An 18,765-nucleotide genomic window follows, 5' to 3' on the forward strand; every position below is an offset into this window, starting at 1 on the left:
AAAAGTGATCATTTTTCAAACGTAGTGAGAAAAATCTCTGTTTTTTGCCGCTCGGAAAATCTTATTGGAATGAGGAGTAGCAAGTGTGCGAGGGCGTACATTATTCTCTTCGCTCACCCTTCGGGCTGTTGCTTTCAGCAACATTCAACGCTTCGCGTTGTCTTTTGCCTACTTTTCTTTATACGCATAAAGAAAAGTAAGTCGCCCTTTAGGGCGAAACCTAAAAAACTATCGCGAAAAACCTAAATAATAATTACAACAAAAATATCAAATAAACTTTATATAAAACTGGTGGGCTATCGCCCACCACACTTCATTTTTAACCTAAAATACCTGTTGCTGCACCAATAATACCGATTACAAAAATACCGATAATAATCCAAAGTGCATTAACTCGGTTACGCAATAACCACATACAAGCAAAGGTAAAGATTAATGGCAATAATCCTGGCATTAAGCTATCTAAAATTTGCTGAACAGTGGTCGTTTCTACCGTACCATCTTGTTTTTCAATAACGGAAACCACTAACGGCACATTAATGCTCGTCCATTTTTGAACTAAGGCCCCCATAATAAATAGCCCTAAAATTGAAGCACCTTCAGTTAATTTTTGCAGTAAACCACCACTCATATCTTTAACAACATCAAGCCCTTTCTTATAACCATAAGTCACACCATAATAACGTGTTGCTAAACGAACAAGGTTAAATAAGGAGAAGAAAAGTAATGGCCCTAAAATACTCCCGCTTAAAGCTAAACCAGCACCTAACGCCGCAAATACTGGACGTGCAGTTCCCCAATAAATTGGGTCACCTACCCCGGCTAAAGGTCCCATTAAACCTACTTTAATTCCGTTGATAGCTGCATCATCAATTGGCTTACCGTTAGCACGCTCTTCTTCCATCGCAATGGTAACACCTAACACCGGCGCAGCCACGAATGGTTGTGTATTGAAGAATTCTAAATGGCGTTTAATCGCATCTTTACGTTCTTGAGAATTTGCATCTGGGTATAAACGTTTGATGACTGGTGCCATAGAAAACGCAAAACCTAATGCTTGCATACGTTCGAAGTTCCATGAACCTTGGAAAAGGTTAGAACGAAGCACAACTTTGTTTAAATCGCTTTGAGTTACTTTTTTCATTTCGGTTATCATTTCTACTTCTCCCATTAATCTAATCTGTTATCAAGATCATTATTGCCAGCTGAAACTACTTGCACCACTTGTTTACTTTGATTGTATTTAGGGTGAAGTTGAATATAAAGAATTGCCATAATTGTACCAAGTATCCCTAATGCCACTAAGTTGAAGTTAGTGAATGCAGCGACAACGAAACCTGCATAGAAGAATGGCATTAAATGTCCCGCACGCATCATATTAATTACCATCGCATAACCAACAACAGCGATAATTCCTCCAGCGATTTTTAACCCCATTGTTACTACTGGTGGAATTGCACTTAATAATGATTGAACGGTATCCGTACCCGCAGTTAAAGCCACGATTAACGCAGGAATAGCAATACGCATTGCTTGTAAAATTAAAGCACTGCAATGTACCCAGTCTAAGCGGTTTAAATTACCATCTTGTACAGATTTATCAGCTAAATGTTGGAAACCTACGGTAATTGCACGAACAACGTAAGTTAATACTTGGCCTGCTGCTGCAAGCGGAATAGCAATCGCAATCCCTGTGGTAATTTCTTGTCCACCAACAATAACTAAGATAGTAGAAACCACAGACGCCAATGCTGCATCTGGTGCTAACGCTGCACCGATATTCATCCAGCCTAATGCTAATAATTCTAATGAACCACCAACAATAATACCGGTTTTTATATCACCTAATACTAAGCCGATTAGGGTACAAGCGATTAACGGACGGTGAGTTTGAAACTCATCCAAAATTGATCCCATCCCTGAAATACAAGCGATGATGAAGATCAAAATAATTTGAATACTAGAAAGTTCCATAGCATTTTCCTTTAGTTAATTATTAAATCAGGTTGCTCTTTTTCAGCAAGTCAAGCATATCTTCTTTACGATCATTCGATACTTTACGTACATCAAGCTCAACATTAAGTTCAGCTAATTTCTTAAATGCTTCAATATCTTTTTGATCAACAGATACCGCACTGGTAATTTGTTTTTTACCGTCACGATAGGCCATACCACCAATATTAACGGATCTAATCTCTAAACCTGCTTCAATGAGGAATAATGCATCTGTTGGATTAGTAAATAACAACATCACACAATCTTCATTGTATTCAGGGTTATTGTAAACACGTACCATCTTTTCTACGTTAACAACGTGTGCTGTCACACCCGGAGGAGCAGCTTGTTTTAACATTGTTTTACGCACATCATCTTTATCTACTTCATTATTAACGACAATAATACGATTAACGCGGCTTTCTTTTGTCCAACGTGTTGCAACTTGACCATGAATTAGACGGTCATCAATACGTGCTAAACCAATCGCCATATGTTTACCGGCAGTTGCAACTTGTGGTTGTTGTGCTGCTGGTGCTGACGCGGCAGGCGCAGTTGGTGCGACTGGTACAGCTACTGAAGCTTCTTCTGTTGCTTGTGGCTTTTGCTCTAATTTTAATGCGCGCACACCACCACGACCGGTTTCAAGCGCAATTTCAGCAAGCTCTTCTAATGATGGATCATCATCACGCGCCATAAATGTTTCTACTAACATCGGCACATTAACACCTGTTACGACTTCCATATTATCTTTACCGTCTGCTACACGGTTAGCCGCATTGAATGGGCTTCCACCCCAAGTATCCACTAAAAACAATACTTGGTCACAACGTGCTAATTCATTTGCTAACTTAGCTTGGTATTTACCGATAATGGTTTCAGCGTTTTCGCCTGGCACAAACTCGATAAATGCAACATTTTCTTGTTCCCCGATCAACATTTCTGTTGTACGAAGCAACTGTTCTGCTGCAACACCATGTGTAGCTATGATAATAGCAATACTCATAGGAGCTCCTTAATTAATTTAATTGATAGATAAAATTTCAAATAGAGTATAAAAGTGGGCGCAATTTTAAAGAAAAATGAAGAAAAGAGATATAACATAGATCACAAAATTGGAAAAAAAGATGATATTTTACGGTTTATTTTATTGAAAAAATGTCTATTTCTGCGAAAAAAGTCGAGTGTTCGCAATTTTTTATCAACTTATTAACAATATTTATTTTAAATTTAAAAATAAATATCAAAGTTATTTATTTTATTAAATGAAAAAAAATCCCTTATCTATCATAAGGGATTTTATACCATAATACAAAATTTATACTAGAAGCTGTAAGAAATACCCGCATTCACACGTGTACTATTACCATAATGTTTATAGAATGAGCGCTCTGCATTAATATATGGTGTAAAATGCTTCCCTTTATAACTATAACCGATACCAATATCATACCAATCTTTCGGATATTGAGAGTTATCGGTTACAGCATTACTGGTATGTAATCGTGTCCCTTTAGAGGATAAGAACTCATGATACAGATTACCTAGTACAAATATACGGTGATTTGTTTTAAAATTTTTGCCTAATTCAAAGCCTAAACGTCCAACCAAACTACTTGCATTACTAATATATAGATGATTATCGTTACCTAACATATAGTTTTTACCCTTTGTATGTGCGAATTGTAATTGGGCTTGTGGACGTAAAAACCAGTTATTTTCCCATTTTTTCTCATAACCAGCCTCAAGGCTAAGCTTAAGTAATTTACCTTTATGCGTAAAACGACTTAGAGTATCATCTGAGGAAACATAAATATTAGTCTTATAAGCTCCATAATGTAATAACATATCCAAATAATAATGTTTTTGATAATTAAAGAAAGTGCTATGTAATGACACACCTTTTTCATACGATTGATGAGAGCCTTTTAGATAATTTAGGCTAATACCATTTAACCATTGTATATCATCGTTGCGTAATGATGAGTGGTTATATCCTAATTGATAGAAATGTTCTTTTTGGTGGGAAAACTTACCTTGTTCGGTTCTTAACCATAGTCCGTTAGTCTTATCATCAGCAAAACGGTAATCGTCTAATGAACCTAATCTTTTGGTTAAGCGATCCATATTAGTCATATAGTAGTAAATATCTTGAGTATCAACCCAGACTAAAGCAGATGAAGCTGGTGAAGCTGGTGAACGACCAACCACCTCATCGTACTCCTCGCCAGACTCATCTTCAATCTCAGCAAGTACAGTATTAGACAAACTAAGCGATACCAATATCGCAATTCCTAATTTTTTTAATAGATCATTCATAATATATCCTACACTCAATTTTGTTTAATTTAAGATTCCCCCCCCCCCGAATTAATTAAATAATCTATTAATTCAGTTGAGTAATCCATTGATTTCATTGATTAAATTGATTAAAAGAAATAGCTGATTAGACAACTATCCTGTTTATTATAGAAAGATTTCCTAAAAATAGCCAATTATTAACTATTATTATAAAAAAACCCTCTTTCCTAAAATAAAAAGAGGGATTCTATAAGAAATTTATGTTTCTAACTAATAGTCAGTTATAAAGTAATCACAGCACAAAGTGTTAGTACAGAATAAAGCACTGCTAATCCGTAGAAAATCACACCGCCTGCGGGTACATGCACTTTAAAGTCATGCAAACCTAAATGGATACGGTGGATACCACACCAAGTTGGGAAAATTAATAAAGCAAGAATTGCTAATTTACCAATCCAAGTATGCGTAAATGCAATGATGTTATCTGGCGACACAATTCCAAATGGAAGAAGGAAACCAAGAATAAGCACTAATACAGGGAAAAATACTGCACTAATCGCACCACCCGCACCGAATAATAACCAAACTACGGGTTCATTTGAACGTTTTGGAGTTTCTTTGTTCATCTTATTCTCCCTATAATAGAATTAAGGCAATAATGCTTACTACGACAGTAATACCCCAAAATACTTTGGTTACTAAGTTCACATCGATACGTTCATTTTTGACAATGACATTCATCATTTGTGGAGCCATATTGAAGAATGTGAAACTATTTAATAAAACTGCGCCAAGCGTAATGATATTTAAGATCACCACTACTGGATTTTGTAAAAATCCAATAAATTTAGTATCAAAACTACCATCGCCTAAACAAAGTAAGCCATAGAATAATTCAATACAGAACCAAATAGTTGGCACTGATGTACTTTCACGCAATACGTAGAATTTGTAAAAATCTAACTTTTTCCACCAAGTTGGTTTCACTTCACGCACATATTTTTTGCGTTTACTGGTTGCTACTGTTGTCATTTTACTCTCCTTACTTTTGCATTTTTAACATTGCAAAAACGTAATCTTTTGCACTTTCAATTTTACCTTGGTTAACCGCAGAAGCTGGGCCAACGTGTTTTGGACAAACTTCTGAACAATAACCAACGAAAGTACAACTCCATACCCCATTTTTGCCGTTAAGAATCTTCATACGCTCTGCTTTACCATGGTCTCGGTTATCTAAGTTATAACGATGAGCTAGGGTAATCGCGGCAGGACCTACGAATTCAGGATTTAAGCCAAATTGTGGGCAAGCTGCATAACATAAACCACAGTTGATACACATAGAGAAAGTACGGTATTTCTCTAATTGTGCTGGCGTTTGTTTAGTTCTTGATTTAGCCAATTCTGATGAAGGTTGAGGTTCATTTTTAAGCTCTGGTGCTTGGTTACCAATAATATATGGCTTAATTGACTCAAGACTTTCAATAAAGTGGCTAAGATCAACCACGAGATCGCGTTCAATTGGGAAATTCGCTAATGGTTCAATTCGCATATGGCCGCTAAAATCACGTAAGAATGTTTTACACGCTAATTTTGGTTTGCCATTAACCATCATTCCGCATGAACCACAGATCGCCATACGGCAAGACCAGCGATAAGAAAGTTCAGGTTCGAGTTTATCTTTAATATAACCTAACGCATCAAGTAATGAGGTTTGGCTATCGTATGGAACTTGATAGGATTTTAAATGCGGTTCGCTATCTACTTCAGGGTTATAACGTAGAATTTCCACCGTCATTGTTTGTAATGCATTCGCCATTATTTTGCCCCTTCTTTTGCTACTTTTGCTGCTTCTGCAGCTTCTGCTTCCGCACCGTAAACACGTTTAGCTGGTTGTGATTTAGTGATCTTCACATCGCTATATTCAATGGTTGGTACACCATCTGCTTTATAGAAAGCTAAAGTATGTTTCAAATAGTTCACATCATCACGTTCTGTATAGTCTAAACGTTGGTGTGCACCACGAGATTCTTTACGATCGATTGCTGAGCAAGCAATAGATTGTGCTACATCTAAGATGTAACCTAATTCGATAGTGTAAAGCACATCAGTATTGAACACACTTGAACGGTCTGAAATACGAATACGTTTATAACGTTCTTTTAACTCTTGGATTTTATCAACGGTTTTTTGCATACTTTCTTGTGTACGATAAATACCGCAACCTTCTTCCATAGAGTTACCCATTTCATCACGGATACTTGACCAAGATTCAGTACCTTCTTGAGCTAATAGTGCATCAACACGTTTAATGACATCTTGTGCTTGAGCATCAATAACTGATTGATTTGCTGGTTGTGCTTCAACTGCACGTTGTGCTGCATATTCACCCGCAACACGACCTAATACAAGTAATTCCGCTAATGAGTTAGAACCTAAACGGTTAGCACCGTGTAAACCTGAAGATGCACATTCACCTACTGCGAATAAGCCTTTAATACGGGTTTCACATTGTTGATCAACTTCAATACCACCCATTGTATAGTGAACAACTGGACGTACTGGAATTGGTGCTTTCGCAGGATCAACCCCTTCATAAGCTTGTGCTAATTCACAAATAAATGGTAAACGTTCATGTAGATATTTTTCACCAAGATGTCTTAAATCAAGATGAACTACATCAACACCTTTTGCAGTTTTTAAGGTATTACCTTTTTGTAATTCTTGCCAGAATGCTTGTGAAACTTTATCACGAGGACCAAGCTCCATATATTTATTTTGCGGTTTGCCGATTGGTGTTTCTGGTCCTAGACCATAATCTTGTAAATAACGGTAGCCATCTTTATTTACTAAGATACCGCCTTCACCACGACATCCTTCAGTCATTAAGATACCAGTATTTGGTAAGCCTGTTGGGTGATATTGTACGAATTCCATATCACGAAGTGGAACACCGTGGCGATATGCCATAGAAAGCCCATCCCCTGTTACGATACCACCGTTAGTATTAAAGCGGAACGCACGACAGCCACCACCAGTAGCAATAACCACAGCATTCGCATTAATTTGTACCATGGTACCTTCCATCATATTCATGGCGACTACACCACGTGCATGACCGTCATCCACAAGGATATCTAATACGAAATGTTCATCAAAACGTTGAATTTGAGGGAATTGGATAGAAGTTTGGAATAATGTATGGAGTAAGTGGAAACCAGTTTTATCTGCTGCAAACCACGTTCTTTCGATTTTCATACCACCAAAACGACGTACGTTTACATCACCATCTGGACGGCGACTCCAAGGACAACCCCAACGCTCTAATTGTGTCATTTCAATCGGTGAGTGTTGGACAAAGTATTCCACAACATCTTGTTCACATAGCCAGTCACCACCAGCAACAGTATCATGGAAATGTTTATCGTAAGAGTCTTCCTCTTTAATAACAGCTGCTGCACCACCTTCTGCGGCAACAGTATGGCTACGCATAGGATAGACTTTTGAAATTAAAGCAATTTTAAGGTTAGGATTAGCTTCTGCGGCTGCGATTGCTGCACGCAAACCACCACCACCAGCACCAACAATTGCAATATCGACATTAACGGTCTGCACGATATTCCTCCAAGTTAATTAATTTACGAGTAAAAAGTTTAATTATTTTGCCATTAATTGGAGATCAGGTAATTATTTTTTCACAGATTTTTAATAAAAAAACTCTGTTTCGTGATCTACCTCAAAAAAGTTATCCACCTTTCCAGTAAATAAGAGGTAGAAGCAGAATTTGCTTATAGAACAAGATTCATACAAAGATAGAAATAAACGAAATTTTATCTAAAATTTCTCAAAAAATTTTTGATAAAACATCTTATTAACAATTAAGAAACAAATGTGATTTTGACACACGAGTTATTAACAATTTAATGAAGTGACAATACAAATATTAGAATGAATAAAAAATATACACTTCATTTACACTATTAATTCTCTTTTATAAGAAAAAGGATAAGAAAAAGGCAGCCTATCGCTGCCTAAAAGGTAATCTTCTCACAATAACTATACTTACATCCACGCATTATTACGGATAATCCCCACTGCAATCCCTTCAATTTCAACCTCTTCCTGGCTTAAATCCACCACAATCGGCGAAAGCTCACTATTTTCAGGATAAAGATAGAGCATATTTCCTTTACGTTCAAAACGCTTCACAGTCACATTATCATTAATACGAGCGACAACAACTTGCCCATTCCGTACATCTTTTGTACTGTGTACCGCTAACAAATCCCCATCTAAAATACCAATATCTTTCATTGACATCCCTTGTACTTTCAATAAGAAATCTGCTTTTGGTTTAAACATATTCACATCCACTTGATAAGTGGCTTCAATATGTGCCGTAGCAAGAATAGGCTCGCCTGCGGCTACTTTACCGATTAATGGCAAACCAACTTCTTCATCATTGACTATATCTTCATTTTCATTAATTAGACGGATACCTCTTGAAGTACCAGAAACAATTTCAATAACCCCTTTTTTGGCCAATGCTTTTAGGTGTTCTTCAGCAGCATTCGCAGAACGGAAACCTAATTCTCTTGCAATTTCCGCACGTGTTGGTGGCATACCCGTTTGTTCTAGATGTTGTTTTACAAAATCGAATACTTCTTGTTGTCGTGCCGTCAAAGTTTTTGTTAATTTTGCCATAATCTATCTCTGTTCTTTTATACAGTATTACCTGTCATTATATACAGCAAATACTGTATTGCAACGCTTATTTTCCAATGCTCCCCTTTTCTTTATGGCTTAGCTTTGATCTGATAAATCGTTTTATTTGCAGAATTTGTGCTAAACTTACGCCGTTTTTCAGATAAAATTAAACTAAAAAGGAATAAAAAATGGCAGCTTTGCTCAATTTTTATCGCAATTTACTAAAATTACCGCTCTCTTTATTAGTTAAAAGTAATTCAATTCCAAACAATCCAATTCAAGAACTTAATCTTAATATTGCAGAACCCCTCATTTATGTTCTGCCTTATACCTCTCAAACAGATTTATTAATTTTTCAAAAAAACTGCTTGGCTTTAGGATTACCTGATCCATTGCAAGAAAATGATATTAATGGCGTAAAGTTACCGCGCTATGTCTTTTTAGATGAAGGTAGGCGTTTCTTTAAATCAAAAACTGTAAAAAAAGAAACTGAACAAATTTTTGCTCGTTATCTGGAATTACACCATGATATTGCTGAATTAAATGTGCAATTAATCCCTGTTTCTGTACTTTGGGGAAGATCGCCAGGTTATGAAGATAAATCAGGCTTACCTAAATTACGCTTACTGAATGGTATCGAAAAATTTGCCACCATCCTTTGGTTTGGTCGCGATAATTTTGTGCGTTTTTCTCAATCAGTATCACTACGTCGTATGATCAACACCGATGGCAGCGATCCAAAATTAGCTCAAAAGCTTTCTCGTGTTGCTCGAATCCACTTTTCTAAACAACGTATTTCAGCAACTGGACCTCGCTTACTTAATCGTTCCGCAATGTTTTCTAAGTTATTGAAAAATGAAAATATTGTGGCTGCTATTGCTGATGAAATGAGTAGTAAGAAAATTTCTCAAGAAAAAGCTGAGCAAGAAGCCAGAAAAATTCTAGAAGAAATTGCTGCTAATTTTAATTATAGCAGTTTGCGGGTGGCTGATCGCTTTTTACGTTGGTTATGGAATAAATTATATCAAGGTATTAGTGTCGAGCACGCAGATCGTGTACGTAAATTAGCACTCGAAGGCCATGAAATTGTTTATGTTCCTTGCCATCGCAGCCATATTGACTATTTATTACTTTCTTATGTGCTTTATCATCAAGGTTTAGTACCGCCTCATATTGCAGCTGGGATCAATCTTAACTTCTGGCCAGTAGGCAGTATGTTCCGTAGTTGGGGCGCTTTCTTTATCCGCCGTACCTTTAAAGGTAATCGCCTTTATTCAACGATTTTTAGAGAATATTTGGCGGAATTATTCCATCGTGGTTACTCTGTTGAATTCTTTATTGAGGGAGGACGTTCTCGTACTGGGCGTTTACTCGCACCAAAAACCGGTATGATATCAATGACATTACAGGCTTTACAAAGTGGGCAGCAAACACGTCCAATTACTGTTGTGCCTGTTTATATTGGCTATGAGCATGTTCTAGAGGTAGATACTTATGCCAAAGAATTACGTGGTGCTGCGAAAGAAAAAGAAAATGCTGGCTTAGTGTTACGAGTAATCAAAAAGCTGCGTAACCTCGGTAAAGGTTATGTGAACTTTGCTGAGCCAATTACGTTAAATACCTATATTAACCAACATTATCCACAATGGCGTAATACTGATGAAAAAACACGCCCAGAATGGTTTAATGAAGCCGTTGATCGTGTTTCCAATCAAGTTATGGTGAATATCAACCGTGCTGCTGCGGTTAATGCAATGAACTTAACGGGCTCGATTTTACTCTCTTCTCGCCAACGTGCATTATCTAAAGAATTATTAATTGAACAATTAGATACTTATCTACAATTATTACGTAATACCTGCTATGACGACGACGTGATTTTGCCAAATGAAAACGGCGAATCATTATTGCAACACGTATTAGGATTAGATCGCGTAGGAATTCTTGTGGAAAAGGATAATTTTGGGGAAATTGTACGCTTAGAACGTAGTTCGGCTGTATTGATGACCTACTACCGCAATAATATTCAACATTTATTTGTATTACCATCTTTTATTGCCAGCTTAGTCTTACACCATGAAGCCATAGAGCTTAATTTAGCGCTTGATGCGGTAGAAAAATTCTATCCATTCTTAGCCAATGAATTATTCTTAAGTATTCCTCAAGAAAAACTCCATCAATATTTATTAACCATTATTGATGAATTATGCCGTCAACAAATCTTTAAACGTCATGAAAATCTGTTGAGTATTAACAAAAAACGTGGTCGTTCATTACAATTATTAGCAGCTGGTGTCAGAGAAACATTACAACGTTATTACATCACATTGAGTTTATTAAAAGCGAATACTACGCTTTCTCGTGCTGAATTGGAAAAAGAAAGCCAATCTATTGCACAGCGTTTATCTGTTTTACATGGTATTAATGCACCAGAATTTTTTGATAAAGCAGTATTTGCTGCCTTTATTAATTGTTTAAAACAAAACAATTATTTTGATGAAAATGGTAATGCTATTAGTGAAAAAATTGATGAATTACATTCAATTTTACACAAGATCGTTTCGTTAGAAATTGATATCACTATCCAAGATGCCATCGAAAAATAATTGATTCCAACTAATACTAAAAAAGCGTGCAAGTCATTTAATTTACACGCTTTTTTATTACACTCTTATCTTAATAAGACTAAACAAGTGCTAATTTAAACTCTTCATTTTGTAATTCAGTAATTACTTGTTTATCTAAATTAATATCGGTCACAATATCAGTAAACCGCGCTAATCTTGCTACACTAAACAGCGAATATTTGCCATATTTACTACTGTCTGCCACTAAAATACGTCGCTTTGCATTCTGTAATAAGCTGCTTTTTAGATTTGCTTTATCTTCTGTTGGCGCTGTTACCCCTTTGTCTAAACTCCACGAATTACAACTTACAAACGCCAAATCAGGATATACATTCTGTAATAACTGAATACTATGATTACCAATACAAGATTGACTAGAGTTATCAATATACCCTCCCGTCAACATCAAATCGATTTGTTTATACTCAGATAAAAATAAAGCAATATGCAGATCCGTTGTGATCACTCTTAATGGTAAATGGGCTATTTTCTTTGCAATACATAATGTTGTCGTTCCAGCGTCTAGTACTATTGAATCCCCAGCTTTAATAAAAGAAGCAACATGGTCAGCAATTCTGCCTTTTTCTACGACAAATTTAAGTTGTTTTTCATTTGTAGTTGGTTGCGCTGCAATAAATTGATTAAGGCTTACTCCACCATGTGTACGGATAACAGATCCTTGTTCATTTAATTTAATTAAATCTCGACGAATTGTCGCTGGCGAAGCATTAGTGACTTTTACAAGTTGATCAACAGTTGCAATATTATGACTTTTCAAGAAAAGCAGGATTTGTTCTAAACGATCGGGTGACATATTATTCTCTTATCATAAAAGGCACACACTATAAATCTAATGTGTGCCTACAATACAATTATTTAATTATTCACTAAATTTTTGTTTTTCTCAAATCCTTCCGGCTTGGACTAAATTTATACTCTTTCTTTGATCATACGTAATAAATCCTTATTACCAAATCCTCCCGACTTAGTCATCACAATTAATCCTTGATATTTAGTATTATCAATTTTGCATAGCGGAACTCCTGGTACGATAGAAAATAATAATCGCATTTCAGTAATATTCATCTTATCCAGTAACATCGCAGCCCCATCACCACCAAATAAAATTAGTGAATCAAAATGCTCATTTTCTAGACAAAATAATCCAAGTTCAGCTAAATCCTTTGCAAGAATCCTAGCAATACTATTTATATTTCCATCTTGTACAGGTACTTTTGTTGGATTAGCTCTAATAATAACGTTATCTTTACTAGATTTAATTAGTGCTCCTAATTGTTGTTTCAAAGCACTCGAAGATATTTCGTGATTTAACAATTGTAATGGTGAAGGATTAAATACTATTGAACTACCACCAGCATGAGAAATATATTCATCTACTTGCTGCTGACTAGTTTCATGGATAGATGTCACTAAAATTAAAGATCTTCCTAATGATAGATTTCTATTGCTACTCTCACCATAAACATTAAATTTCATATGTAATTTATTTGCTAAACCTGCAGAACCTACTGGAATAATACTATTTCCCAGCTCATTAATAACATTTCCAATGATTGCTAAATCATCTTCTGTTACTGCATCAATGATAAATTGATCAGAGGAAGATGATAATATTTGCTTTATCAGTTCCTTTTCAGTTTTACCGGTTAAAAGTATTGCATTAGGTAATAACTCTTCCATTTTAGATGATAACACTGGACAAATAGCATCCTTCCCTGATGGGGTATCTTTAACCGGAACATCATTCACATATAAAACTCCATTACGAATTGTTCTCCCCATTTCAGGATAAGCAGAACAAATAATAGCTTTTGCATTAGGATAGACTCTTTTCCATGCTTTTAATGCACCATCTATTTGATATGTAACAGATCCTCTCATTGTAGAATCTATTTTCAAATATAATTGTGTAATGCCATTTTTAATTCCTGCAACAACAGCATTATACGTTCTATCACTTGCCAAGTTACCCAAAGCCCTAGAATCCGTTGAGACTGTAAATACATTTGCTTGAGAAAAATCCGCCATATTCAACGACTCATCATCAGTTTCTAACATGGTGGAATATCCTTTGCTAGCAAACATTATCCCCGTATCATTAGCTCCTGTAAGGTCATCAGCTACAACTAATAAACGATTTTCTTTCATCTTAAATTTCTCCTTTTGTATCTTCTACTAAGCTACCTTGGCGTTTTAATACCCATGCAGCCAATAAAGGAGCGACAATAGCTGATACAAGTACTGCTGCTGCAATTTGTGCAGTAGCTGTTTGGACATAAGGAGCAAAACTTGGATCTGCTTGAGCTACAATTTCTGGTGTAATAATTGCATTACCCGCTGTCGTACCAGCAGCGAAACCAATCCCAGATAAATTGCCTCTTCTTAAAATAGCTTTATAACCAAAAAAGACTAAAAATCCTGTTAAAACTGATGACAATACACCTAAAATAATTCCTGTTACTCCACCAGTAACAATTGCATGTAAATTAATCCCTGTACCTAGTGCAAAAGCAAAGAAAGGAATCACAATTGCTCCTGTTGGTTTCATTAAATTAGTTCACTTCGTATCCACATTTCCAATTACCATACCTATTAATAAAGGTAATACAGCGGCTAACATCAGAGAAAAAGGAATATCAGCTAATCCAGATGCGCCTAAAAAAAGTAAAACAAAGAATGGTCCATCATTTACAGCAGATGCAATATAGGCTCCTCTATCTCGATAATCCCCATATTTACCGGTAAATGCTAACCAAATACCTCCATTTGAATTCGCTACAACAGTAAGCATTGCTAATAAAGAAATACCCAAAATACCATCATTACCAAGAATTAGCCCCAATAGAGTAACTAATGCTACTGGGATAATTGTTTTAAATAATAAAACAACTCCTGTATGAGCTAAAACAGGCCCAGAACTTCTTAATGTAATTTGCATACCAGTTGAAAAAATTAATAATGCAATTAATGGTCCAGCAGAAGACTTAAATAGTGCCGTGGTAAACGAGCCTAATCCGAGGAAATTTGGAAAAAATGTGCCTATAATCGACCCCAATACCAAAGGAATAACCATTGCACCACCAGGTATTTTATTCATGCCATCATACAAAGGAATTATTGATTGAGACGTTTGATTAGCTGACATACAGTTCTCCTTACACTATGTGTATAATTTATTTAGTAAATTTAATTTGTGCCATTTGTGCTGCAAGATACAATGCCTCACTCATACTTTTACTATCAGCAATGCCTTGTCCAGCAATAGGAAATGCGGTTCCGTGATCAACAGATGTACGAATAAATGGTAACCCTACGGTAACATTTACACCTGTATCAAAACCTAATAATTTGATTGGAATATGACCTTGATCGTGATACATCACGACCACAATATCGAATTCATCTAAGTTAGCAGCTCGATGAAAAACTGTATCGGGAGAAATTGGACCTGATACATTAATGCCTAATGCTCTAGCTTCTTCAATCGCAGGGACAATCTCTTTACTATCCTCATCCCCAAACATACCATTTTCACCAGAATGTGGATTTAACCCAGCAACAGCCACTCTTGGTACTTTGAATCCCAACATTTTGGCATTTTCATCTGCAAGTTTAATCACCGTAAGTACCCGCTCTTTCTTCACTAAATCGCAAGCTTTACGTAATTGAACATGCGTTGTTACATGAATCACACGTAATTTTGGACTCACCAACATCATTGAATAACCTTTAGTTCCACTTAATGTCGCAAGAATTTCAGTATGCCCTGGAAACATCTTGCCACCCGCATGTAACGCTTCTTTATTCAGTGGTGCAGTAACTACTGCATGAATTTTGGTTGCCATCGCATATTGAACAGCACGTTCAATATATTCATAAGCTGCACATCCTGCGCGAGGATCAACTTGAGCAAATGGTAAATCTGCTGGTAAATTATCCAAGTCCACTAAATCAATATAACCATACTCTGAAGAAAACCCTTTCAACTCACTGATCACCCTAAGTTTTAATGGTGACTTTAATAGCTCAATTGCTCTAGTCATCATTTTTTTATCGCCAATAACAAGAGGGTGAGCAAGCTCATACAAATGTTGATCAGCAAGTGCTTTTACTATCACTTCTGCACCAATACCTGCAGCATCTCCCATCGTTATTCCTAAAATTGGTTTCATTTAATACTCCTTTGTTACTGATATACGACTACCTTTTATTTCAATATTTCATCGATTATATAAATGATTATTTTGAATCAAAAAAAATCATAAATAATGATGAATTATTTTTTATTAAGTATATTTAATGACAAAAATCCTTTTTGTGAAGAGGATCACATTTTGATTAAAAACAATCAAATAGATTTTATTTAATCAAAATAATGATTTTTTAGGAATAAAAAAAGCCAACTACAAGAGTTGGCTTTAAGGTTAGTTAAGGACGAATTTTATCTAGTGAAGCTACTTAGCAAATTTCTTTGCGTATTCTTCTGTGTTAATCCATTGATGATCTTTTTCCCAAGTGAAACGCCATTTTCTAACCGGGCCTGCCATTACATTTAAGTAATAGTTGTTATAACCAGCAATCGTTGCGACTGGATGATAGCCTTTTGGTACTTTAACTACATCACCATCATAAACTGCCATACATTCATCTAAACTACGATCATCAGTATAAACACGTTGCAAGCAGAATCCTTGGCTAGGCTCAAAGCGGTGATAATACGTTTCTTCTAGATATGTTTCTGTTTCACAATCTTTTTGATCATGCTTATGGCTCGGGAATGAGCTTGTACAACCTTCATCAGTAAAGACTTCAACCACTAATAAGGCATCTGCTGGTTCTGTTTCAGGTAAAATATTATGCACTAAACGTTTATTATTCCCATAACCTCGTTTCTCAACTCCTACATCTGCTGGAGTAATTAGACGTACTGGCAAATTACCTTGGCTTGGGGCACGACAAATTGCAATTTCTGTTTCACTCTCTGCTTTAATTTGAACATTTTTATGATGTGGTACATATAAAGAGTAAGGTGGAATACGTTCAAATGGTGTTGTTCTATTTCCAATACGTTCATACGTTTTCCCATCTACTTCAAACGTTGCATAACCACTCATCATCACAAAACAAACTTCAGTTTCAGCTGTTTCAAAAAGTTGAGTTTTACCTGCTGATAAGTGTAATAACTCAAATCCAACGTACTCCCAGCCAGCACTTTGTGGGGTAATTTGTTGGCGAAAACCATCAGTTACTTTTTTAGATTTTGCTAATAATTGACTCATAAAAACCTCTTTTCACCTTGTTTTAAAGTATGCCAAGTATAGGCGATAAACGTTCATCATTGAACTTTGTTTTTCTTAAGATACAACATAGATCACAAAATAAAACAAAAAATATATTTTAAAAAGATTTTTATTTGAAATTTTTATTTCATTGGAGTATGGTTATCGCCACAGCCAAATGAATGTTAAACAAACTAACGTGAGGATAATTATGAATCAAGTTATTCCAAATTTTATTAACGGACAAATCGTTGAAAGCCAAAGTCAAAGAAGTTCTTTTGTTTATAATCCAGCTACTGGTGAACAAACTAAACAAGTAAAATTAAGTACGGTAAGTGAAATGGAAGCGGCCATTACTGCTGCACAAGATGCGTTCCCAGCATGGTCACAACAATCACCATTACGCCGTGCCAGAATTTTATTTAAATTCAAAGAGTTATTAGAGAAGAATTTTGATAGTCTTGCCCGTTTAATTACTAATGAACACGGTAAAATCTATTCAGATTCTATTGGTGAATTAACTCGTGGTCTAGAAGTTGTTGAATTTGCAACAGGTATTCCACATTTATTAAAAGGTGAGTTTTCCGCTAATGTCGGTCGTGGTATTGATAGTTTTTCAATTATGCAACCATTAGGAGTTGTGGCAGGGATTACCCCTTTCAACTTCCCAGCTATGGTACCAATGTGGATGTTCCCAGTAGCTTTAGCTTGTGGTAACACCTTTGTATTAAAACCGTCAGAAAAAGATCCTTCACTTTCTATTCGTTTAGCTGAATTATTAAAAGAAGCAGGTTTACCAGATGGCGTGTTTAATGTGGTTCAAGGTGATAAAGAAGTCGTTGATGTATTATTACGTGATCCACGTATTCAAGCGGTTAGCTTCGTTGGTTCAACACCAATTGCTCAATATATTTATGAAGTTGGCTCTGCTCACGGTAAACGTGTACAAGCATTAGGTGGTGCGAAAAACCATGCATTAATTATGCCTGATGCAGATATTGAAACAACAGCAAATGCGTTATTAGGTGCAGCATTTGGTGCAGCAGGTGAACGTTGTATGGCGCTTTCTGTGGCTGTTACTGTTGATGATGCGGTTGCTGATGCATTAGTTGCAAGCTTAACACCAAAAGTTAAAGCTTTACGCATTGGCCCAGGTATTCTACCTGAGGGTGAAAAAGAAAATGATATGGGCCCATTAATTTCTAAAGAACACTTAGCCAAAGTTTCTGGTTATGTTGATTCAGGTGTTGCAGAAGGGGCTAAACTGGTTGTTGATGGTCGTGGTTATAAAGTAGCTGGTCATGAAAACGGTTATTTCATTGGCGGTACTTTATTTGATAACGTCACCACAGAGATGAAAATTTATCAAGAAGAAATCTTTGGCCCAGTGCTTGCTATCGTTCGTGCGAAAAATTATGACGAAGCGATTAAACTTATTAACGACCATCAATATGGTAATGGTAGTGCAATTTTCACGAGCGATGGTGATGCTGCGCGTCAATATAGCCACGATGTGAAAGCGGGTATGGTGGGTATTAATATTCCAATTCCAGTACCAATGGCATTCCACTGCTTTGGTGGTTGGAAATCATCTATCTTTGGCCCATTAAATGCCTATGGTCCAGATGGCGTACGTTTCTACACCCGTATGAAGACTGTAACTAGCCGTTGGCCAAATCATAAAGTGAGAGAACAAGGCGCTGCATTTAGTATGCCAACACTTTAATAACAAGCTCTCTTCTCTTGAGAGGTTTTAGACACTCAAGATTTATGTGTGTGGTCGCTCTCCACACACATTTTTTATTATTTTTTTCTCTTTTTTGGTATAGTAGACAAAA

General features: G+C 36.1%; 15 protein-coding genes and 1 pseudogene. 2 read left to right on the forward strand and 14 right to left on the reverse strand.

Annotation, left to right across the window (positions count from 1 at the left end; all coding sequences use genetic code 11):
• Positions 1 to 319: 319 nt before the first annotated feature.
• From QV06_RS06045 to lexA, 9 genes are all read right to left on the reverse strand, one after another.
• Positions 320 to 1,156 carry a PTS mannose transporter subunit IID gene (locus tag QV06_RS06045; RefSeq protein WP_065237367.1) on the reverse strand — a complete coding sequence of 279 codons (837 nt, stop codon included), beginning with the start codon at positions 1,154 to 1,156 and terminating at the stop codon, positions 320 to 322.
• Positions 1,157 to 1,170: 14 nt separating this feature from the next.
• Complete coding sequence (locus tag QV06_RS06050; RefSeq protein ID WP_065237355.1) at positions 1,171 to 1,974, reverse strand: PTS mannose/fructose/sorbose transporter subunit IIC; 804 nt, start codon at positions 1,972 to 1,974, stop codon at positions 1,171 to 1,173.
• Between the two features lie 22 nt (positions 1,975 to 1,996).
• Entirely contained in the window at positions 1,997 to 3,001 is a 1,005-nt protein-coding gene (gene manX / locus QV06_RS06055) for a PTS mannose transporter subunit IIAB (protein ID WP_065237356.1), read from the reverse strand.
• Positions 3,002 to 3,318: 317 nt separating this feature from the next.
• Entirely contained in the window at positions 3,319 to 4,314 is a 996-nt protein-coding gene (locus QV06_RS06060) for an autotransporter outer membrane beta-barrel domain-containing protein (RefSeq protein WP_065237357.1), read from the reverse strand.
• 263 nt (positions 4,315 to 4,577) lie between these two features.
• Positions 4,578 to 4,922 carry a fumarate reductase subunit FrdD gene (gene frdD, locus QV06_RS06065; protein WP_065237358.1) on the reverse strand — a complete coding sequence of 115 codons (345 nt, stop codon included), beginning with the start codon at positions 4,920 to 4,922 and terminating at the stop codon, positions 4,578 to 4,580.
• A gap of 10 nt (positions 4,923 to 4,932) precedes the next feature.
• The gene (gene frdC, locus QV06_RS06070) at positions 4,933 to 5,328 is read right to left on the reverse strand and encodes a fumarate reductase subunit FrdC (RefSeq protein ID WP_065237359.1); all 396 of its coding nucleotides are present in this window, start codon (positions 5,326 to 5,328) and stop codon (positions 4,933 to 4,935) included.
• A 10-nt stretch (positions 5,329 to 5,338) separates the two neighbouring features.
• On the reverse strand, positions 5,339 to 6,112 hold the full coding sequence (locus tag QV06_RS06075) for a succinate dehydrogenase/fumarate reductase iron-sulfur subunit (protein ID WP_065234725.1): 774 nt from the start codon (positions 6,110 to 6,112) through the stop codon (positions 5,339 to 5,341).
• Positions 6,112 to 7,908 carry a fumarate reductase (quinol) flavoprotein subunit gene (gene frdA, locus QV06_RS06080; RefSeq protein ID WP_065237360.1) on the reverse strand — a complete coding sequence of 599 codons (1,797 nt, stop codon included), beginning with the start codon at positions 7,906 to 7,908 and terminating at the stop codon, positions 6,112 to 6,114. Before frdA ends, QV06_RS06075 begins: the two co-directional genes overlap by 1 nt.
• Before the next feature lie 447 nt (positions 7,909 to 8,355).
• On the reverse strand, positions 8,356 to 8,997 hold the full coding sequence (gene lexA / locus QV06_RS06085) for a transcriptional repressor LexA (protein ID WP_065237361.1): 642 nt from the start codon (positions 8,995 to 8,997) through the stop codon (positions 8,356 to 8,358).
• Positions 8,998 to 9,188: 191 nt separating this feature from the next.
• Here lexA and plsB point away from each other — a divergent pair, with 191 nt between their 5' ends.
• The gene (gene plsB / locus QV06_RS06090) at positions 9,189 to 11,606 is read left to right on the forward strand and encodes a glycerol-3-phosphate 1-O-acyltransferase PlsB (RefSeq protein ID WP_065237362.1); all 2,418 of its coding nucleotides are present in this window, start codon (positions 9,189 to 9,191) and stop codon (positions 11,604 to 11,606) included.
• A 79-nt stretch (positions 11,607 to 11,685) separates the two neighbouring features.
• Here plsB and QV06_RS06095 read toward each other — a convergent pair whose 3' ends face one another.
• From QV06_RS06095 to iolB, 5 genes and pseudogenes are all read right to left on the reverse strand, one after another.
• Positions 11,686 to 12,441, reverse strand: a complete 756-nt coding sequence (locus tag QV06_RS06095; RefSeq protein WP_065237363.1) for a DeoR/GlpR family DNA-binding transcription regulator — start codon at positions 12,439 to 12,441, stop codon at positions 11,686 to 11,688.
• A 116-nt stretch (positions 12,442 to 12,557) separates the two neighbouring features.
• A complete protein-coding gene (locus tag QV06_RS06100; RefSeq protein WP_065237364.1) occupies positions 12,558 to 13,796 on the reverse strand; it encodes a four-carbon acid sugar kinase family protein in 1,239 nt (412 codons plus the stop codon).
• A gap of 1 nt (position 13,797) precedes the next feature.
• Positions 13,798 to 14,745 (reverse strand): annotated as a pseudogene (locus QV06_RS06105) (2-keto-3-deoxygluconate permease).
• A gap of 76 nt (positions 14,746 to 14,821) precedes the next feature.
• The gene (pdxA, locus tag QV06_RS06110) at positions 14,822 to 15,820 is read right to left on the reverse strand and encodes a 4-hydroxythreonine-4-phosphate dehydrogenase PdxA (protein WP_065237365.1); all 999 of its coding nucleotides are present in this window, start codon (positions 15,818 to 15,820) and stop codon (positions 14,822 to 14,824) included.
• Positions 15,821 to 16,102: 282 nt separating this feature from the next.
• A complete protein-coding gene (iolB, locus tag QV06_RS06115; protein WP_065237366.1) occupies positions 16,103 to 16,927 on the reverse strand; it encodes a 5-deoxy-glucuronate isomerase in 825 nt (274 codons plus the stop codon).
• A gap of 211 nt (positions 16,928 to 17,138) precedes the next feature.
• Here iolB and QV06_RS06120 point away from each other — a divergent pair, with 211 nt between their 5' ends.
• Positions 17,139 to 18,653, forward strand: a complete 1,515-nt coding sequence (locus QV06_RS06120; RefSeq protein WP_065235332.1) for a CoA-acylating methylmalonate-semialdehyde dehydrogenase — start codon at positions 17,139 to 17,141, stop codon at positions 18,651 to 18,653.
• Positions 18,654 to 18,765: the final 112 nt, after the last annotated feature.

This window comes from Gallibacterium genomosp. 3 (assembly GCF_001678475.1).
GTDB lineage: Bacteria > Pseudomonadota > Gammaproteobacteria > Enterobacterales > Pasteurellaceae > Gallibacterium > Gallibacterium faecale.

What these genes read in the sequence shown, in the direction of transcription:
- QV06_RS06045 (WP_065237367.1), bottom strand. Translation starts at nt 1,156, where the DNA reads ATGATAACCGAAATGAAAAAAGTAACTCAAAGCGATTTAAACAAAGTT.
- QV06_RS06050 (WP_065237355.1), bottom strand. Translation starts at nt 1,974, where the DNA reads ATGGAACTTTCTAGTATTCAAATTATTTTGATCTTCATCATCGCTTGT.
- manX (WP_065237356.1), bottom strand. Translation starts at nt 3,001, where the DNA reads ATGAGTATTGCTATTATCATAGCTACACATGGTGTTGCAGCAGAACAG.
- QV06_RS06060 (WP_065237357.1), bottom strand. Translation starts at nt 4,314, where the DNA reads ATGAATGATCTATTAAAAAAATTAGGAATTGCGATATTGGTATCGCTT.
- frdD (WP_065237358.1), bottom strand. Translation starts at nt 4,922, where the DNA reads ATGAACAAAGAAACTCCAAAACGTTCAAATGAACCCGTAGTTTGGTTA.
- frdC (WP_065237359.1), bottom strand. Translation starts at nt 5,328, where the DNA reads ATGACAACAGTAGCAACCAGTAAACGCAAAAAATATGTGCGTGAAGTG.
- QV06_RS06075 (WP_065234725.1), bottom strand. Translation starts at nt 6,112, where the DNA reads ATGGCGAATGCATTACAAACAATGACGGTGGAAATTCTACGTTATAAC.
- lexA (WP_065237361.1), bottom strand. Translation starts at nt 8,997, where the DNA reads ATGGCAAAATTAACAAAAACTTTGACGGCACGACAACAAGAAGTATTC.
- plsB (WP_065237362.1), top strand. Translation starts at nt 9,189, where the DNA reads ATGGCAGCTTTGCTCAATTTTTATCGCAATTTACTAAAATTACCGCTC.
- QV06_RS06095 (WP_065237363.1), bottom strand. Translation starts at nt 12,441, where the DNA reads ATGTCACCCGATCGTTTAGAACAAATCCTGCTTTTCTTGAAAAGTCAT.
- QV06_RS06100 (WP_065237364.1), bottom strand. Translation starts at nt 13,796, where the DNA reads ATGAAAGAAAATCGTTTATTAGTTGTAGCTGATGACCTTACAGGAGCT.
- pdxA (WP_065237365.1), bottom strand. Translation starts at nt 15,820, where the DNA reads ATGAAACCAATTTTAGGAATAACGATGGGAGATGCTGCAGGTATTGGT.
- iolB (WP_065237366.1), bottom strand. Translation starts at nt 16,927, where the DNA reads ATGAGTCAATTATTAGCAAAATCTAAAAAAGTAACTGATGGTTTTCGC.
- QV06_RS06120 (WP_065235332.1), top strand. Translation starts at nt 17,139, where the DNA reads ATGAATCAAGTTATTCCAAATTTTATTAACGGACAAATCGTTGAAAGC.